This window comes from Floridaenema aerugineum BLCC-F46 (genome assembly GCF_041929345.1).
Classification (GTDB): Bacteria; Cyanobacteriota; Cyanobacteriia; order Cyanobacteriales; family Aerosakkonemataceae; genus Floridanema; species Floridanema aerugineum.
In genome coordinates, this window is the sequence record NZ_JBHFNQ010000271.1 from 1 (window position 1) to 16895 (window position 16895).

Below are 16895 nucleotides of genomic sequence, written 5' to 3' on the forward strand. Positions count from 1 at the left end.
CCTTTTTTTTTAAACAAATTAATTTTTAATTTTATTAATTTTTGGTTTTTTTATTTTTGTTTGTTGGTTTTTATTCTATTTTTTTCAAAAAACCCCCCAACAACGTACCCATAAACAATCTAAAATCTAAAGTCGAATGGCTCTTAAGGCAGTTTTGTTTGATTTTAACGGTATCATCATCAACGATGAGCCAATTCATGAGCAGCTGATTGAGGAGATTTTAATTGCAGAGAATCTGCGACCGAAACGGGGCGAATTTCGGCAAATTTGTCTGGGAAGAAGCGATCGCGCTTGTCTGAGCGACCTTTTCTCCCGTCGAGGTCGAGTACTTACAGAAAGTTACCTCAATCAGCTAATTTCCCGCAAAGCTCAAGCTTACCAAGAACGGATTGCAGAAATGGCAGAATTGCCGATATATCCTGGTTTGGAAGACTTTATTCACAAAATACAAGCCGCTAATCTGAAAATTGGCTTGGTGACGGGGGCAGTGCGATCGGACGTTGAAGTAGTATTAAGTCGGGCTAACTTGACGCAATACTTTTCGGTAATGTCTACCAGCGATGATTTAAAAGTTAGTAAACCAGAACCAGATGGTTACTTACTGGCGATCGAATTATTAAACCACGAATTTGAAAATCTTGACTTGCAACCCTCAGAATGTTTAGCAATTGAAGATACCCCAGCTGGTATTACCTCTGCTAAACGCGCCGGAATGCAGGTGGTAGGAGTAGCAAATACCTACCCATTTCATATAATGCAGCGTCAAGCTAATTGGACTGTAGATTATTTTTGGGATTTGGAATTGGAACGCATCCAGCAAGTGTTTTCTCAAGAAAAATTTCAACCAACCGTCACAGAATGTTAAAATAAATTTTTGATGGTTAAAAGTCGTTTACTCGTCGCTAAAAGACTTGGAATCGCCAAAAAACTAGGTAAATGGGGAATTAGCTCAGTTGGTAGAGCGCTGCGATCGCACCGCAGAGGTCAGGGATTCGAGTTCCCTATTCTCCATCAGATATAGCTTCTAGGGATTGAGACAGGACTCAATCAGCACTGACTCAGTTCTAATCAAGAAATTGTTCGATTTATTAAGCGATTTGTAAATCTTGTTTCAACTTGTGTTGTCTACTGTTTGGTATGACAATTATTGGCTATCTTAAAACATAAAGCAATAGTTAAGAGGAGATTCCATGACTCCGTATATGCTCCGACAAATTTGGTCTTTGATTGAAGATACCCAATCAAATATACTGCTAAAGCTAGATGACGCTAGTTTAGTCCAATGGCTGCTCAAACAATTGAAAAATCAAGGTTCTTTGAGCAATAACGACGCAGATGTTTTGAGCGACTACCTGCACTCAAAATTAACCCTGATTCGTGATTTAGCCCAAGAACGTCAATCTGGTTGGCAAGAAAGCCACTAGTTGTAAACTAGGTTACATTTATCTCTCTTACTCTCAATTTAGTAGGGAAAGCAAAGGAGAAAATAAGCACAAAATATATGCCTAGATGGTGTTGCAGTATACTAATCACAATACCAATATTGTTGACCCTAATTAGTTGTAGTGGGGCCCAGAGAAAAACTGCCGTTACACAAGATGGGAGTGCTACACAACAAGCTAAAGGTCGGTTAGAGACAATAAAAAATCGTGGCAAACTAATTTGTGGTGTTAGTGGGGAATTGCCTGGTTTTAGTTTTGTTCGCGCAGATGGGAGATATGCTGGATTAGATGTGGATATTTGTCGAGCGATCGCAGCTGCCATATTTAACAATCCTAACGCCGTTCAATTCCGCAACCTGAATGCCAAAGAAAGATTTACCGCCGTTCAAACAGGTGAAGTAGATGTTCTGAGTCGAAATACTACTTGGACTTTGGGAAGAGATACTTCGGTAAAAATGGAATTTGCCCCCGTAATTTTTTACGACGGACAAGGCATGATGGTGCGGAAAAATAGTGGGTTGAAAAAACTCGAAGACCTCAAAGGTAAACCAATTTGTACCCAAACAGGGACGACAAACGAACAAAACCTTGCCGATCAAATGCGTCGTCGAGGACTACCTTATCAACCCGTAGTTTTTGAAGATGTAAATACAGCTTATACTGCTTATGCAGAAGGTCGTTGTGATGCGGTAACTTCAGATCGATCGCAATTACTTTCCCGTCGCACAGCATTACCAAACCCTCAAGATCATGAAATCTTAAATGTGGTAATGTCCAAAGAACCATTAGCCCCCGCAGTCGCCGAAGGTGACACTCGTTGGACTAATATTGTGAGATGGGTAGTTTACACCTTAATTGAAGCTGAAGAACTAGGTGTAAATTCTAAAAATGTGACGCAATTAATCAGTAGTAAAGATCCGTTATTCCGTAGGTTTTTAGGAGTAGAAGGAGGTTTAGGTAAAGGTTTAGGTTTAACTAATGATTTTACGGTGCGGATCGTTAAATCTGTAGGTAACTACGGGGAAATTTATAACCGTAATTTAGGGCCAAATACAGCCTTAAAATTAGACCGAGGTCTAAACAACCTGTGGACAAAAAAAGGCTTACTCTATGCTCCTCCTTTTCGCTAAAGCCTGATTTATGTGGAATAATAGCCGTTTTTGGCGCTGGTTTGCACAAATATTGTTAATCCTGCTAGTAATAATTCTAGCTATATTTTTATGGTCAAATTTTACAGTAAATTTACAACAATTAGGTTTGCAGTTTGGCTTTGATTTCCTGAATTTACAAGCTGGTTTTGATATTGGTGAGACAATAGTTAATTATAAATCTACTGATACTTTCGCCGCCGCTTTATTTGTTGGTTTAATAAACACATTGCGGGTAATGGCGATCGGTCTAGTTTCAGCAAGTATTGTGGGAATTATTGTCGGAGTGGCGCGACTTTCTGATAATTGGTTAGTCCGAAACTTGGCAATGATTTATGTAGAAATTCTCCGCAATACTCCTTTATTATTACAACTTTTATTTTGGTATTTTGCCTTTTTCTTGAAGTTACCGCAACCAGGAAATTCTATCTCCTTATTTGGCATATTTGCTTTATCAAATCGCGGTTTACAACTTCCGGGAGGAATCGCACTTTATCCAGAATTTCTAACTTTAATTTTAGGTTTAACTTTATATACAGGTGCGTTTATTGCCGAAATTATTCGCGGTGGTATTCAAGCAGTACCAAAAGGACAATGGGAAGCGGCGCGATCGCTAGGATTAAAACCTTTACAATTAATGCGGTTAGTAGTTTTTCCTCAAGCTTTAAGAGTAATTATTCCCCCATTAACCAGTCAGTATTTAAATTTAGCGAAAAATTCTAGTTTAGCAATTGCGATCGGCTTTCCTGATATTTATGCGATCGCTTCTACCACCAACAATATTACTGGCAGAGCCGTAGAAGTTATCCTAATTATCATGATAACATATCTGACAATTAGTTTGAGTATTTCTTTACTCTTGAATTTCTCCAATCGCCGGATACAAATAAAAGAAAGATAGGAGGATTAACTGAAATTATCAGAATCGCTGATTGTTTTGGATTTTTGCGATCGTCACCGACAATTCGTTTATATTTCCTTCCATTGAGTGACAATAATGAGATAAAGAATCCATCGTCATCAAATGAGACTTCGATCGAGAAGCCGCCATTTCAAACAACTGTTTAGTCAGCCTTGTATAATTAGCCCTAGCTTGTTCCGTAACGTTTTGTAGCAGATCTAAATCAGCAATACTTGCATCTGTTTCCCCAAACTCTTCCCAAATCCGAAATCCCAAATTACTAGCTTGATAAGTTAATTGCAGCAATCGCTTTTCCAAGTTAAAAGCAATAGTTAGAGCTTCTTCCGGTAATTCTGCCATAAGATTTGTGTTAAGCCTTGAAAGCTAAAGGAGATTATCCGATAATAAACTATGCTCCATTAAGCATAATATTATAACATTCATCAAATCTTAGTGAACATGAATGATGGCAATAACTCTCCACCCTTAAAAATCAGAAGTAGAACCCTCAACTGGTTACTAAAAAACCTGTTTAACACTTGGTACAACAGTTTATTAACTCTGCTCTGCCTTTGTATAATATTTATCTTTGGAAAGAACTTCTTATATTGGGGATTTAACCAAGCACAATGGACAGTTGTCACCACAAATTTACGCTTGTTTTTAGTGGGTCGTTATCCCGTTGATTTAACTTGGCGAATTTGGACAATCGTCGGAATTATTATTACACTTACTGGGGTAACTTGGGGAGCATTAACTAAACGGTTTTTTGCTCAAATAATTAGTTGGCTTCCCTTAATTTGGGCGCTATCTTTTCCCCTAGTGATGTGGTTAATTGGCGGAGGGTTCGGATTAAAACCAGTTGGTAGCGACTTATGGACAGGTTTATTATTAACGTTAATCTTAGCAATTATTAGCATTGTACTTTGTTTTCCTTTAGGCATTGTGTTAGCATTAGGAAGACAAAGCGACCTGCCAGTAGTGCGGATATTCAGTATTATTTACATTGAACTAATTCGGGGATTACCGTTAATTGGTATTTTGTTTATAGCGCAGGTAATGTTACCTTTATTTTTACCATCAGATTGGAGATTAGATCGGGTGGTGAGAGCGATCGCAGGACTCACCCTCTTCAGCGCCGCATACATGGCAGAAAACGTCCGAGGCGGGTTACAAGCAGTTCCTCGCGGACAAAAAGAAGCAGCCAAAGCATTAGGATTAAATCCGGTTTTAATTACCTCATTAATAGTTTTACCCCAAGCATTGAAAGTAGCAATTCCCTCAATTGTTGGGCAATTTATTGGATTATTTAAAGACACATCATTGTTAGCAATTTTTGCATTGCTGGAATTGACGGGGATGGCGCGATCGATCTTAGCGCAACCAGAATTTCTCGGAAAATATGCCGAAGTTTACTTATTTGTGGGGGTGATTTATTGGGTATTTTGTTATTCGATGTCTTTAGCGAGTCGGAGGTTAGAAAAGCAATTAGGTGTAGGACAAAGATAGAAAGAATATTGAACCGCACAGACGCAGAGTTGCGTAGGGACACGGCATCATAAATATTTTGGACAAACAGATAAAGTTAATTATGCCGTGTCCCTACCCTCACCAACAGACTTTTTCAGCAAGCTCTAATTATGGGTAATCGACCCGACATGATATTAGTCCTCTTTAGAGGAGTTTCGCTATTAGCCTGCGAATTGATTCGCAGGCGGATTGTGGGGCTGATGCAAGATTTAAATCTACATTCATCTGCGGTTAAAATTTAACTCATTCCAAAGGAAACCCAGGAATCAACTCATCAATTTCTCCCATAATTTCCCTAGTTTCCTTCAGCGCCACCACAACCCGTTGATAGTGTAAAATATCATCAAAAGACAAACTCCGCCTCGCATTTTTCCGATCCTTCAACCACTTCTCTAAAACCTGATATCCACCAATCTTAAACTCCCAAACTTCCGGGGGAATACCCGCAAAATATTGCTCTTTATTAATATAAACTCGCTGTTCAGTCTCTTTATAAGTAACTTGAGTCACAGCATCATCACTATCACCTTGATATTTGGTGATTAACTTATTCAGTTTTTTCGATTCCATCAAATGCAGTTTAACTAATTCTTCCCCTTTTTGCGCCAAACTTCCGAAAAGATCATCATCGCTAGTCAAAGGTAAACGGGGAAAATCAATTTTCAGAAATTCCGCGTAACGTTGGCGATAGGTAGGACAGTGAAAGATAGCGTAAGCGTAATAAAAAATCGCTTCTTGCGTAGGAATGTAACCCAGTTTTTGCCGAATGGCGCTGAGAAATTTTGATGATAAATTGGGAGTTCGTTCAGTGAATAAGTTACCTTGCTCGTTTTCAGTGTCGGGGTAAAGGTAGAGAGGGAAAATGTTATTTATGTCGTATGCAGCGCAGGATTTATGACTACAAATATATTGATTTACTAATGTTCCCCACTCATCTACTGTTTTACGGGTTGTTATAAGTACTAAATTTATCTTATTGACAATATGCCTCATGACTTCACTTCTAGGCATACAAATAAAACCTCGTGTCAGTCCGGTATAGTAAGTATAACGCTCATCAAATGGTCGATAAAGTATCGGTACAATATGTTTATTTTCAATCCCATGTTTACGAATGTCAGCTTGTGCAAGTGAAACTTTCCAATCTCGTGTATCATTTCCCAAGCTATATATTTGCCTTGCTTCTTCTACGGGAAGCGATACAAAATCTCTCACAGTACTTTCAACTTCCTCAGCAGACCATTTGATTGTTAAAGAATCTCGTGCTGTTACTATACCAACAGAGTTAACAAGCATAATATCTGTAATTTTCCAACCTTCATTATACTCTTTCTGTAAAACTCTGTTCTGAGGTGATAATAAGTAAAAAGGTGAATTAGGTTGAACATTTTCCCATTCAACAGTATCAACATTCAAACGATTTAGATTTTCATATTTATCAGCACGACTTCCCCACAAATCAGCATGATAAACTCGCGCAGGTACAGATTTTCCCGGTTCCTTAACAAAAATCCCAATACTCACACCTTGCTGAATATCAAACACATTTTGATCCGGTGAACCATCAGGACAAACTTCCTTCTTTTTCGCATTTCCATGCAAATCCAAAATATAAATATCGCTAAAACTCTGCATCAAACTTTGACGCATTCCCCGAAAAGTCGGATTATCAATATAACCGTGATTCGTCACAAAAGCTAAAACCCCAAAACCAGTTTGATTAATTCGCCATTGTCCAAACCGAATAAATTTCACATAATCATCTTGCAACCATTTAGGGTTACGTTCTCCTAAAGGTAAACCATCCACCTGATAATAATCTCGCACCAAACTATCAATCCATTCCCCCTTATTTGCAGAATGTCCCGAATAAGGAGGATTACCCAAAACCACCATTACCGGAACATCCCGCTTAATATTCGCCGCCTCATTCGCCTCATTTGCCACAAATTGACCAAACAAAACCTCTGACTGTTTCAAAGCTTCATCTAAGGTATTTGTCAGATAAATTCCTAACCTTTGTTTAGCCGTAAACTCATACCCCAAATTTTGCAATTGCCACCCCAGCTTTAAGTGTGCAATACTATAAGGAGCCATTAATAACTCAAAACCGAATAATCGAGATAAAAGATTACTTTTAACATAATCATTCCAACTCCTAGCCAAACCCATCTCTTCTAAATTCTGGTAAATTTGATTCACCACCGCATAAAGAAAAGTTCCCGTCCCCGTCGCTGGATCGAGAATTTGCACCCTTGGTTGTTGCGTAACTTTATCCTTAGCATTATCCGCCAACCCCAAAGGTAAATTAAACCGATCTTTAAGAATCAAATCAACAGAACGAACGATAAAAGAAACTACAGGTTCAGGAGTATAATAAACCCCGCGACTCTTACGCAGTGCAGCATCATAAGCAGCGAGAAACGTCTCATAAAAATGGACAACCGGATCTTCCTGACGAGTGCGACGACCGAAATTTTCCAGAATATTACCCATATCAACTTGGGCTAATAATTGCACTAAATTATCAACAGCCCAGTTAATCTTACTAATAGCATCAGTATCAACAACCGTATCAAACAACCTTTTCAAAAATGGATTAGTCGGCGGAATAAATAACCCAGCTGTCCGTCGTTCAAAAGGATAACCACCCGGATTTTGTTGATGTCCAACTCTCGCCGCAAACAACCCATAAGAAATAGTTTGGGCGTACATATCCCCAAAAGCAGCATCATCCAAATCAGGAAGTAAAACTTCTTTAAAACCTCGCTGAAGCTGATGTAACTCCCCCGCTTCCGTTTCCAACTTCAAAGCTTCCGAAACAGCATATTTAATCGCCTTTGTTAACCTTGCCATTTGTTTAGCCAGTTCCTCTGGACTAGTGATAGTTTCACCAGTAAAATTGAGAAAACTATTAATTAATTCAGCAGTACTTCTCTGTTCGGAAACATCGACAAGTTGAAGATCATTTTTATAGCGTTCTCCCAAAAAAGCCGTCAATCGCTTTTTCCCTTCCACATACCAGCGAAATTCCAGATAATTAGTCAAAATCAGATTAGAAAAAGACTCTCGATATCGTTCTAATTGCTCTGATTTTTCAATCACATCTAAATCTAACCCAATCTCTTTAGCTTCTACATAACCTACTAGCAAATCTCGCCTTCTTACCGTAAAATCAGGAATACCAGCCTTATTCCCTTTTTCTTCTATAAATGCCTCTATCTCTTGTGCCGAATTATCCAAAATAGCTTTTAATGCTGGATAATTGGTACGTTCGCTACCTCGTTGTAGGCTTTTTTTAAGAGACTGGATATAGCGGCTGAAATCCATATTTTCAAGCAATCCAAAGACAGCAGTATATTTTTTACATAGTACAGTTCTGCACTAACTTAATTCCCCGTTCCTTACACTTTGTAATTCATAGTTATTAAACTCATCAATTCTCAATCAATCTTTTAAACTCTAGAGGTCAACCAAAATGCCAGAACAAAACCCAATCATCATCGCCCAAAACGTACACAAATACTACGGACAATTTCACGTCCTCAAAGGCGTTAACCTCACCGTCAACAAAGGCGAAGTAGTCGTATTAATGGGCCCATCAGGTTCCGGTAAATCCACCTTTATTCGCACCTTCAACGCCTTAGAAGAATACCAAAAAGGACGCATCGAAATCGACGGAATAACCCTCAATAATAACACTCGTAATATTGACACAATTCGCCGAGAAGTAGGAATGGTATTTCAACAATTTAACCTATTCCCGCATTTAACCGTCCTGCAAAACATCACCTTAGCACCAATTTGGGTACGGAAACGATCGCAAAAACAAGCCCAAGAAACCGCAATGCAACTATTAGAAAGAGTCGGAATATTGCAACAAGCTGCCAAATATCCCGCCCAACTTTCAGGAGGACAACAACAACGAGTTGCGATCGCCCGCGCCCTCGCCATGCAGCCTAAAATCATGTTATTCGACGAGCCCACATCAGCACTAGACCCAGAAATGGTGCGAGAAGTACTCGATGTCATGCGAACCTTAGCCCAAAGCGGAATGACAATGGTAGTAGTTACTCATGAAGTAGGATTTGCCCGTGAAGTAGCCGATCGCGTTATTCTCATGGACAGTGGTTTAATAGTAGAAGAAGCCACCCCCGACCAATTTTTCCAACGCCCCCAAGAAGAACGAACCAAGCAATTTTTATCACAAATCCTTTAATCATTTACACAGAAACCCGGTTTTTTCACGTAATTCCATTATTTCAGCGTTAGAGTAGTCAGAAAAACCGGGTTTCTTGATAACTAATCAATAGGTTCTAGTGGTCTAGGAGTAGAAACTCCCGTAGGTTGAGTAAAATTCCGGCTGGAATTATACAAAGTATTTGACACTAGAGCAAAAGCCAAATAAGCAGGTAAAATAATAGCTCCTAAAGCCGCCACCATCCCCAAAATAACAAAGGGTTTGTTAGAAGGGCCATACTGAGTTCTGTAAGGGTCAATAGCCAGCCTTTCCGGTTTAATTAAATCTCGTAAAGCCACCGGACGCTTAAATCTTACCCGACGGTCATCCAGCTTTTCTAATAAAATCCAACCAGCCTCTCCCTCTTCCTCACACAAACGCTGTAAAATTGCCGGATCGCGAAAAATATCTCGATTAGCCCGAACAATTTTAAACTCCCAACCAGTTAAACGCAATTCACGAGGTATTCCCTGCGGTATTCCCTGGGGTACTCCAGGGGGCGAAATATGATGAGATTGCCCAAGCATTTCCATCTCGGTGTTTATCTTGGATTCATAACGGGTCAAAGTTTCTTCCTCCTGTTCCTCTTTTTCCAGCACTGACTGATACCAGCGCATCCATCCACCCAAAGCTGTTGCCTGGACACCAAGGCTACCGACAAATAAAGTTAAAAGGGTAAATTCAAACATCTTTTGCTAGTCTATTCCACATCTTGCTGCTGTAGATCTTCTGGCTTGCGAAAATAACTGAAATTATCTAAAACTCATCCCTAAATTAATTTATGAGGATTCCTTTTGCCTCCTGCCTGCCTAAAGGTAGATAACCTTCCATCAGACAATCTGGGCCAATAGTTCGCCAACTAACCCTTTCCAGAGTTAAAGCTTCTGTCATCTTTTGGAAACCTAAATCACCCACAGGAGAAGGTGCGCCATCCCCACCGATAATTTTTGGGGCAATAAAAGCCATTACTTTTTGAACAGCAGCTTCTGCGATCGCCGAAGCTGCCAAAACTCCCCCACATTCCCACAACACCGATAAAAACCCTAAATCATATAAATAAGACATAACTCTAGCTGGAGTTAAAGAATCTAACTCAACTACATTCACACCCTTTCTCAAAAGTAACTTTTGCAGATCGGGATTTGCTCCTACTTGAGTTAAAACCAAAGTAGCAGCCGCCTCCGTCTCCCACAAATAAGCATTGTCCGGCAACTCCAAACTCCGAGTCATCACCACCCGCAAAGGATTTCGCGCCTCCACTTGATGACTCGTTAAATGAGGGTTATCCAAACGCACCGTATTCCCACCCACAATCACCGCATCACAAGCAGCCCGCAATTGATGTACCACACCACGCGCCGCTAAATCTGTAATCCAAGAACTATGTCCCCTAGTTGTGGCAATTTTCCCATCCAAAGTCATCGCATATTTCAGAATCCCAAACGGACGTTTATATAAAATGCGATGTACAAAAGCTTCATTTAATTGGCGACAAGCTTCCTCTTCCACCCCTACTACTACTTCTATCCCAGCTTCGCGCAACCTGTCAATTCCCGTACCGGAAACTAGCGGATTCGGGTCTACCATCCCGACTACCACCTTAGCCACCCCCGCTGCAATCAGCGCCTCCGTACAAGGCGGCGTTCTCCCGTAGTGATTACAAGGTTCCAAACTCACATAAATCGTCGCACCCCGCGCCAAATGCTCAGCCTCCCGCAAAGCAAACACCTCCGCGTGTGGCTGACCCGCCCCCGGATGATACCCCTGGCCGACAATTTGTCCATTTTGCACCACCACCGCCCCCACCATTGGATTAGGAGCAGTTTTTCCCAGGGCTTTACGGGCTAAATCCAGACATCGACGCATCATGCTGGAGTCAAAATCATTCATTTTCCGATCAATTGTTTGGTAGTTGGTAGTTGATAGTTGGTAGTTGGTAGTTGGTAGTTAGTAATTCTATTTTTCCTTTTCTATTCTGATTAACAATTTTTATCTCAAATTTTTACTTTTTATATCACACTACCTACTACCCATTACCCATTACCCGTAGGGGCAATTCATGAATTGCCCCTACGCATTATTTTCTATCCAATTCATCTTTTCCCACCAAACACTTAATGGATAATAAAGAATTGGAGCCCATAAACTGCTGAGAATCGCACTCGATAAAGCTATTTGTTGATGTTCTGTCCAAATTTGAGCCAAAGTGCGATCGCCCACCAGACTAAACTGAAGTGCCAGTACTGTTTCCGCCACCGCAGTCATCCCAAATACAATTAATGCTACAGAAATAAAATCTTCTTGTACATACCTTTGTTTTTTCATCATCGCCGTTAAAATTCCCACACAGATCAAACTGAGCGTATGAGAAGGATGCGGTCCTGTCATCCCATCCTGAATTAAACCTAAAGCCAGACCAGCGATCGCACCTTGTAAAATACTCCGCTTCACACTCCAAGCCACCACCCAGATCAACAACCAATTTGGGCCAAGCCCCAACAATTCCATCCCCGGTAGTCGAGTCGGCAAAATTAACGTACAGACAACTACCGAACAAGCTGTCACGCCCCAATTCAGCAATTGACGACCATAATAAGGCAAACGAGAAATCTGAATCATTCGCTGTTTAGTTGTCAGTCTCTTTTATATTTTCCTTGCTTGTTTTTCCGATCAACTTCTAACGAGGCCAGGACAACAATTTGAGTTCCTCAAAATTAGTTATTTAGAACTGGCTTGAGAAGTTTCAGAATTAGTATTTTTTCCCACTGGATAAACAGCTACCCATTCTAAGGAACTTGTCGGAGAGATGAGCGCAATCAGAGCTTCTGGCGCTGGGCTTTGACTTAAATTCACTGACTCCACACGCCCCACAGGTATTCCTGAAGGAAATAGCTCACTAGCTGAGGAAGTAATCACCACATCCCCACGACGGACATCGGGAACTCGCTCAAAAAACTGCATTACCGCCTTGTTTCCTGATTTACCCCGCATCACTCCCATAAAACGGCTGCGGTTGATCATCACACCCACACGACTGCTAGGGTCGCTAATCAACAACACTCTTGCAGTATTATCAGTTACACTACTTACCCTCCCCACCAGACCCCCGGGCGCAGTAACGACAAAATCCACTTTGATCCCATCCTTACTTCCCCGACCAAGAGTAATTTGTTGCCACCAATGATCCGCACTGCGACCTACAATCGGAGCCGCTATTGCCTGCTTCTTATCTTTGGATACATAACCCAAAAGTTCTCGCAGTTTTTGATTTTCCTTTTCGATTTGTTGTAACTTTGCCTCCATTTCCAACACTTTGGCATTAGTTAAAAGTTCTTGCTTACTTGGATTAGATTGAAATGGACGAGTAAGCAACTGATAGACTTCAAATAAACTTCCGCCTTGAGTTTGTCTAGCAAACCAAGCAACACTGATTACCAAGCCTATCAGTGCCATTTGCAACCAATTTCGATCCCACCAACGGCGTAACGTATCCATAGATAGTAGTCTTTATTCGGAGTGAAAGAGCTTTGGGTTATAAATTGCGAGAGCGACCACTAAATACGCGATCGAGTTGTTTGATATTTTCTAGCACCCGTCCTGTACCTAAAACTACACAACTCAAAGGATCTGCTGCCACATGAACCACAATTCCTGTTTCATGGCTGATCAAAGTATCTAAACCTCTGAGCAAAGCCCCGCCCCCTGCTAACATGATGCCCCTGTCAATGATATCTGCTGCTAATTCGGGAGGAGTTCTTTCCAAAGTCCGCTTCACTGCTTCTACAATTACCGCCAAAGGTTCAGACATACTTTCCCGAATTTCTGGCCCTTTAATTGTCACAGTTCTCGGCAACCCAGAGAGCAAATGCAAACCCCTGACTTCCATAATCGAATCTTCATCAGCAATTGTGGGATAAGCCGAAGCAATTTGAATTTTAATTTCTTCCGCCGTTCTTTCCCCAATCACTAGATTATGCACCTTTTTCATGTACTGAATAATCGAATCATTCAGTTCATCTCCAGCGACACGCACCGACTCACTCAGCACCGTACCCTGCAAACTCAGTACAGCCACTTCCGTAGTCCCACCGCCAATATCGATAATCATGTTACCCGTAGGTTCAGCCACAGGTAGCCCCGCACCAATAGCCGCTGCCACTGGCTCATCAATTAATCTTACATCTCTAGCGCCCGCTTGCAGCGCCGCATCCATTACGGCTCGTCGTTCTACCCCTGTTACTCCACTGGGAATTCCAATTACTATTCGCGGTTGTACTAAGGCTTGACCTTCGTTGACCCGCTTGATAAAGTGCTTCAGCATTAACTCAGCACTATCAAAATCAGCAATTACCCCATCACGCAGCGGACGCAACGCCACCACGTTCCCCGGGCATCTCCCCAACATTTTTTTCGCTTCTTCTCCCACCGCCAATGCTTCGCCTGTATCTTTGTCAATGGCGACCACTGAAGGTTCCTGGAGAACTATACCTTTACCGGACACATAGACTAATGTATTTGCGGTACCGAGGTCGATACCCATGTCACGAGAGATGGATAAGCGATTAAAAAGACCCACGCGCTTTTTGCCCCCAAACAAGAGATGCTTTTTGTAGGACTGTAACCTAACCGTGCAGGATTTTATTACGTTTTCTATCCTGCGTCTAGTCAAACTAGAAATATTTCTTTTCGGTAGATGCAACCTGAATCTTGAATTGTACCCTCAATTGGTTAAAGTAGATAAATAAATAATGAGTACAGCCGTACTGGTAATTGAATATGACTCTCAATGTTGTAACTTTAGTCGGTCGTGTTGGCGGAGATCCTGACGTGAGGTATTTCGGTGCGATTCGTTGAGCGAGAAACCAGTCTTCTTAGATTGGGTGTCGTTCACAAGGATAAGTAAACATACTTACTGAACCTTGACAACTTAGCTCCTGAGAGGGTGAGATGTTAAAGAAAGTTAAGACAAAACAAACTCTTAACAAAGATTTAGAATCAATTCCCTTCTCCCAGATGCAAGGAGATGCGATTCCCCCACTGGTAAGACTGATTATCACGCCTGGTGAAGCGGGGAATAACGGAGGTCACTCTGAACCTGACAGAGAATCCCTTCTAGCAGAGATTGGCATGAGTAAGTTCATCTGAACATTACGTCTGAACCATCGTGACTGACAACAGCCTACACAGGTTATTGGCTGAGCCAAAAGGCAAGGATAAGGGCTAGGCAACTCGAAATTTGACCTAGAGGCATCCCCAAAGAAACCCGGTGGATAGTAGGACTCTAACCCAGTCGCAAAGCAGGAGCTAGGAACGAAGTAACCCTTTGTTGTCTCTCGAAAAGGTCGATAGTCGAGAAGGTAATCAGCCGGATGGCAACAGAGGGAAAGATTGATTCAGAAGCTAATGCCTTTAGGAAAGCTAAAGGATATGCAGACGGAATCACGGTGATTTGGAGATAAACAATTCAGTAGAGGTTAAAAAGTCATGGACACGGTTGAAAAGCCGATGTATGGATGGGAAACAATAAACTGGGGTAAAGCCCAGCGATATGTTTTCAAGCTTCAAAAGAGAATTTATCGAGCCTCTGAACGTGGTGACGTTAAGGCAGTCCGCAAGTTACAAAGGCTGTTGACTACCTCTTGGTACTCTAAGGTTTTAGCGGTCAGGAAAGTGACCCAAGATAATCAGGGTAAAAATACTCCTGGAGTAGATGGTGTATCGCGCCTCCGCAATCACCAAAAGGTTAAATTGGCACAAAAGCTTAAATTTAACGATAAATCCCAACCCACCAAAAAGGTTTGGATACCTAAGCCAGGAAAAGATGAAAAAAGACCCCTGGGAATACCGACAATAGAGGAAAGAGCAAAGCAAGCCCTGCTGAAAATGGCGCTAGAACCGGAATGGGAGGCTAAATTTGAGCCAAACTCATACGGGTTTAGACCAGGTAGGTCGGCTCATGATGCAATATCAGCAATCTTTAACAGCATCTGCCAAAAATCTAAGTATGTATTAGACGCTGATATTGAAAAGTGTTTCGATCGAATCAACCACTCAAAACTGCTGGATAAACTTCAAACTTCACCTACATTCAGAAAGCAAGTTAAAGCTTGGCTTAAATCTGGAGTGATGGATGGGGGGAAATTGTTTCCCACAGATGAAGGAACTCCTCAAGGCGGAGTAATTTCTCCCCTGCTGGCTAACATAGCCCTACACGGAATGGAAAACATCCTTGAAGAAAGGTTCTCTAGAAGAGTCGGCAAGAATAGCGCCAAGCGAAAAATCAGTTTCATCAGATATGCCGATGATTTTGTCCTCATGGACGAAAGCCTTGAAGTCATCCTAGAAGCAAAAGCAGTAATAGAAGAGTGGTTGGCAGAAATAGGGTTAGCCCTCAAAGCCAGCAAGACCCGAATTACTCACACATTTGAAAAGTATGAAGGGAAAGCAGGATTTAACTTCTTGGGTTTTCATATCCGGCAATATCCATGTAGCGATAAGCAAAGTGGGTCAGTTGGTGGAGCCGAGAGAAAAAGAGGACACAAAACGCTCATAAAACCCAGCGCAGAAGCCATCCAAAGACATCTACAGAAAATAGACGGTCTCATACAGAAGAATAATACTTCTACCCAAGAGCAGTTAATAAATGCCTTGAACCCGGTTATACGGGGATGGGCAGCATACTACTCAACCGTAGCAAGTGCCGAAACTTTCAAGAAAGTAGACAGTCTGGTCTTTCAAAAGCTGTTTGGATGGGCTAAACGAAGAAGAGCGCGGAATCAGAACAATACTGATATCGTCTCAAACTACTGGGGGGTCAACAGAGGACTAGGCTGGAAATTTATTACCCAGGATAATCAATACGTTCTAGAAAAGCACTCTGGTACTAAAATAAAGCGCCATCTGAAAGTCAAAGGGACGAAATCTCCATACAACGGAGACTTATCCTACTGGGGACAAAGATTAAGCCAACATCCAATGCTACGAAACGTAGTAACCAAACTCCTGAAAAAACAAGAAGGGAAATGTAGCGAATGCGGTTTAAAGTTTATCAGTGAAGATTTGTTAGAAGTACATCACTTAGATCGAAACAGGTCTAACAACAAATCAAAGAATCTCACGCTGGTACATAGACACTGCCACGACGTTATACATTCATCAAGAGGTACTGTAGCCAGCCAAGTCATTGAGGAGCCGAATGAGGCGAAAGTCTCACGTTCGGTTCTGAAGGAGAGGTAGAGATGGCGACATCTCTATCGACTCTAATAGTCGGGTAGCGTTGTTTGTAAGTGTACCCTAGCGGTGAATCGTCGCAGTCGTGAAGAAGAACCTGATTGGTTCAATTTGGAAATTTGGGGAAAAACAGCAGAAATTGCCGCTAATTATGTTCGTAAGGGCAGTTTAATCGGAATTACAGGCTCTTTAAAGTTTGAATACTGGCAAGATCGCGCTACTGGGGCTAATCGCTCTAAACCTGTAATTAGAGTAGATAAATTAGATTTATTAGGCTCTAAGCGCGATAATGAAGCTGCTGCTATGGGCAGCTATCAAAGTAACGACGAGTTTTAAGTAAGGGTAGAGGACTCCAAGACTCCAAGGCTCCAAGGCAGAAGGTAAAATTCCCCTTGTCTCCTGTT

The 16895-nt window shown here is 41.4% G+C and carries 15 protein-coding genes, 1 tRNA gene and 1 pseudogene; 10 read left to right on the forward strand and 7 right to left on the reverse strand.

Going from position 1 to position 16895, the window contains the following annotated elements; genetic code table 11:
- Window positions 1–136: 136 nt before the first annotated feature.
- The 5 genes from ACE1CC_RS36260 (at window position 137) to ACE1CC_RS36280 (ending at window position 3491) form a co-directional block, all read left to right on the forward strand.
- Complete coding sequence (locus ACE1CC_RS36260) at window positions 137–865, forward strand: HAD family hydrolase (protein WP_413275292.1); 729 nt, start codon at window positions 137–139, stop codon at window positions 863–865.
- Between the two features lie 73 nt (window positions 866–938).
- Window positions 939–1011 (forward strand) — tRNA-Ala (locus tag ACE1CC_RS36265).
- Window positions 1012–1190: 179 nt separating this feature from the next.
- Window positions 1191–1424 carry a hypothetical protein gene (locus tag ACE1CC_RS36270; RefSeq protein ID WP_413275293.1) on the forward strand — a complete coding sequence of 78 codons (234 nt, stop codon included), beginning with the start codon at window positions 1191–1193 and terminating at the stop codon, window positions 1422–1424.
- Between the two features lie 77 nt (window positions 1425–1501).
- Window positions 1502–2572, forward strand: a complete 1071-nt coding sequence (locus tag ACE1CC_RS36275) for an amino acid ABC transporter substrate-binding protein (protein WP_413275294.1) — start codon at window positions 1502–1504, stop codon at window positions 2570–2572.
- Window positions 2573–2582: 10 nt separating this feature from the next.
- Window positions 2583–3491, forward strand: coding sequence for an amino acid ABC transporter permease (locus tag ACE1CC_RS36280; protein ID WP_413275295.1), 909 nt, complete (start codon window positions 2583–2585; stop codon window positions 3489–3491).
- An 18-nt stretch (window positions 3492–3509) separates the two neighbouring features.
- Here the strand turns inward: ACE1CC_RS36280 and ACE1CC_RS36285 are convergent, their stop codons facing one another.
- Window positions 3510–3851, reverse strand: a complete 342-nt coding sequence (locus ACE1CC_RS36285; protein WP_413275296.1) for a hypothetical protein — start codon at window positions 3849–3851, stop codon at window positions 3510–3512.
- Between the two features lie 99 nt (window positions 3852–3950).
- Here ACE1CC_RS36285 and ACE1CC_RS36290 point away from each other — a divergent pair, with 99 nt between their 5' ends.
- Window positions 3951–5000 (forward strand): amino acid ABC transporter permease, encoded by a 1050-nt coding sequence (locus ACE1CC_RS36290; RefSeq protein ID WP_413275297.1) that lies wholly within the window; start codon window positions 3951–3953, stop codon window positions 4998–5000.
- A gap of 264 nt (window positions 5001–5264) precedes the next feature.
- Here ACE1CC_RS36290 and ACE1CC_RS36295 read toward each other — a convergent pair whose 3' ends face one another.
- Complete coding sequence (locus ACE1CC_RS36295) at window positions 5265–8351, reverse strand: type ISP restriction/modification enzyme (protein ID WP_413275298.1); 3087 nt, start codon at window positions 8349–8351, stop codon at window positions 5265–5267.
- A 148-nt stretch (window positions 8352–8499) separates the two neighbouring features.
- On the opposite strand from ACE1CC_RS36295, the gene ACE1CC_RS36300 reads away from it, so the two are divergent.
- Window positions 8500–9240 carry an amino acid ABC transporter ATP-binding protein gene (locus tag ACE1CC_RS36300; protein WP_413275299.1) on the forward strand — a complete coding sequence of 247 codons (741 nt, stop codon included), beginning with the start codon at window positions 8500–8502 and terminating at the stop codon, window positions 9238–9240.
- A gap of 83 nt (window positions 9241–9323) precedes the next feature.
- On the opposite strand, the gene ACE1CC_RS36305 is transcribed toward ACE1CC_RS36300, so the two are convergent.
- From ACE1CC_RS36305 to ACE1CC_RS36325, 5 genes are all read right to left on the reverse strand, one after another.
- Window positions 9324–9950, reverse strand: coding sequence for a hypothetical protein (locus ACE1CC_RS36305; RefSeq protein ID WP_413275300.1), 627 nt, complete (start codon window positions 9948–9950; stop codon window positions 9324–9326).
- Window positions 9951–10035: 85 nt separating this feature from the next.
- Window positions 10036–11151, reverse strand: a complete 1116-nt coding sequence (gene ribD / locus ACE1CC_RS36310; RefSeq protein ID WP_413275301.1) for a bifunctional diaminohydroxyphosphoribosylaminopyrimidine deaminase/5-amino-6-(5-phosphoribosylamino)uracil reductase RibD — start codon at window positions 11149–11151, stop codon at window positions 10036–10038.
- Between the two features lie 180 nt (window positions 11152–11331).
- Entirely contained in the window at window positions 11332–11880 is a 549-nt protein-coding gene (gene mreD, locus ACE1CC_RS36315; protein ID WP_413275302.1) for a rod shape-determining protein MreD, read from the reverse strand.
- 99 nt (window positions 11881–11979) lie between these two features.
- Window positions 11980–12756 (reverse strand): rod shape-determining protein MreC, encoded by a 777-nt coding sequence (gene mreC, locus ACE1CC_RS36320; protein ID WP_413275303.1) that lies wholly within the window; start codon window positions 12754–12756, stop codon window positions 11980–11982.
- Between the two features lie 37 nt (window positions 12757–12793).
- Window positions 12794–13801, reverse strand: coding sequence for a rod shape-determining protein (locus tag ACE1CC_RS36325; RefSeq protein ID WP_413262538.1), 1008 nt, complete (start codon window positions 13799–13801; stop codon window positions 12794–12796).
- Between the two features lie 407 nt (window positions 13802–14208).
- On the opposite strand from ACE1CC_RS36325, the gene ACE1CC_RS36330 reads away from it, so the two are divergent.
- From ACE1CC_RS36330 to ssb, 3 genes and pseudogenes are all read left to right on the forward strand, one after another.
- Window positions 14209–14406, forward strand: coding sequence for a hypothetical protein (locus tag ACE1CC_RS36330; protein ID WP_413275304.1), 198 nt, complete (start codon window positions 14209–14211; stop codon window positions 14404–14406).
- A gap of 339 nt (window positions 14407–14745) precedes the next feature.
- The gene (ltrA, locus tag ACE1CC_RS36335) at window positions 14746–16497 is read left to right on the forward strand and encodes a group II intron reverse transcriptase/maturase (RefSeq protein ID WP_413275305.1); all 1752 of its coding nucleotides are present in this window, start codon (window positions 14746–14748) and stop codon (window positions 16495–16497) included.
- A gap of 30 nt (window positions 16498–16527) precedes the next feature.
- Window positions 16528–16827 (forward strand): annotated as a pseudogene (gene ssb / locus ACE1CC_RS36340) (single-stranded DNA-binding protein); the annotation flags it as partial.
- Window positions 16828–16895 lie beyond the last annotated feature (68 nt).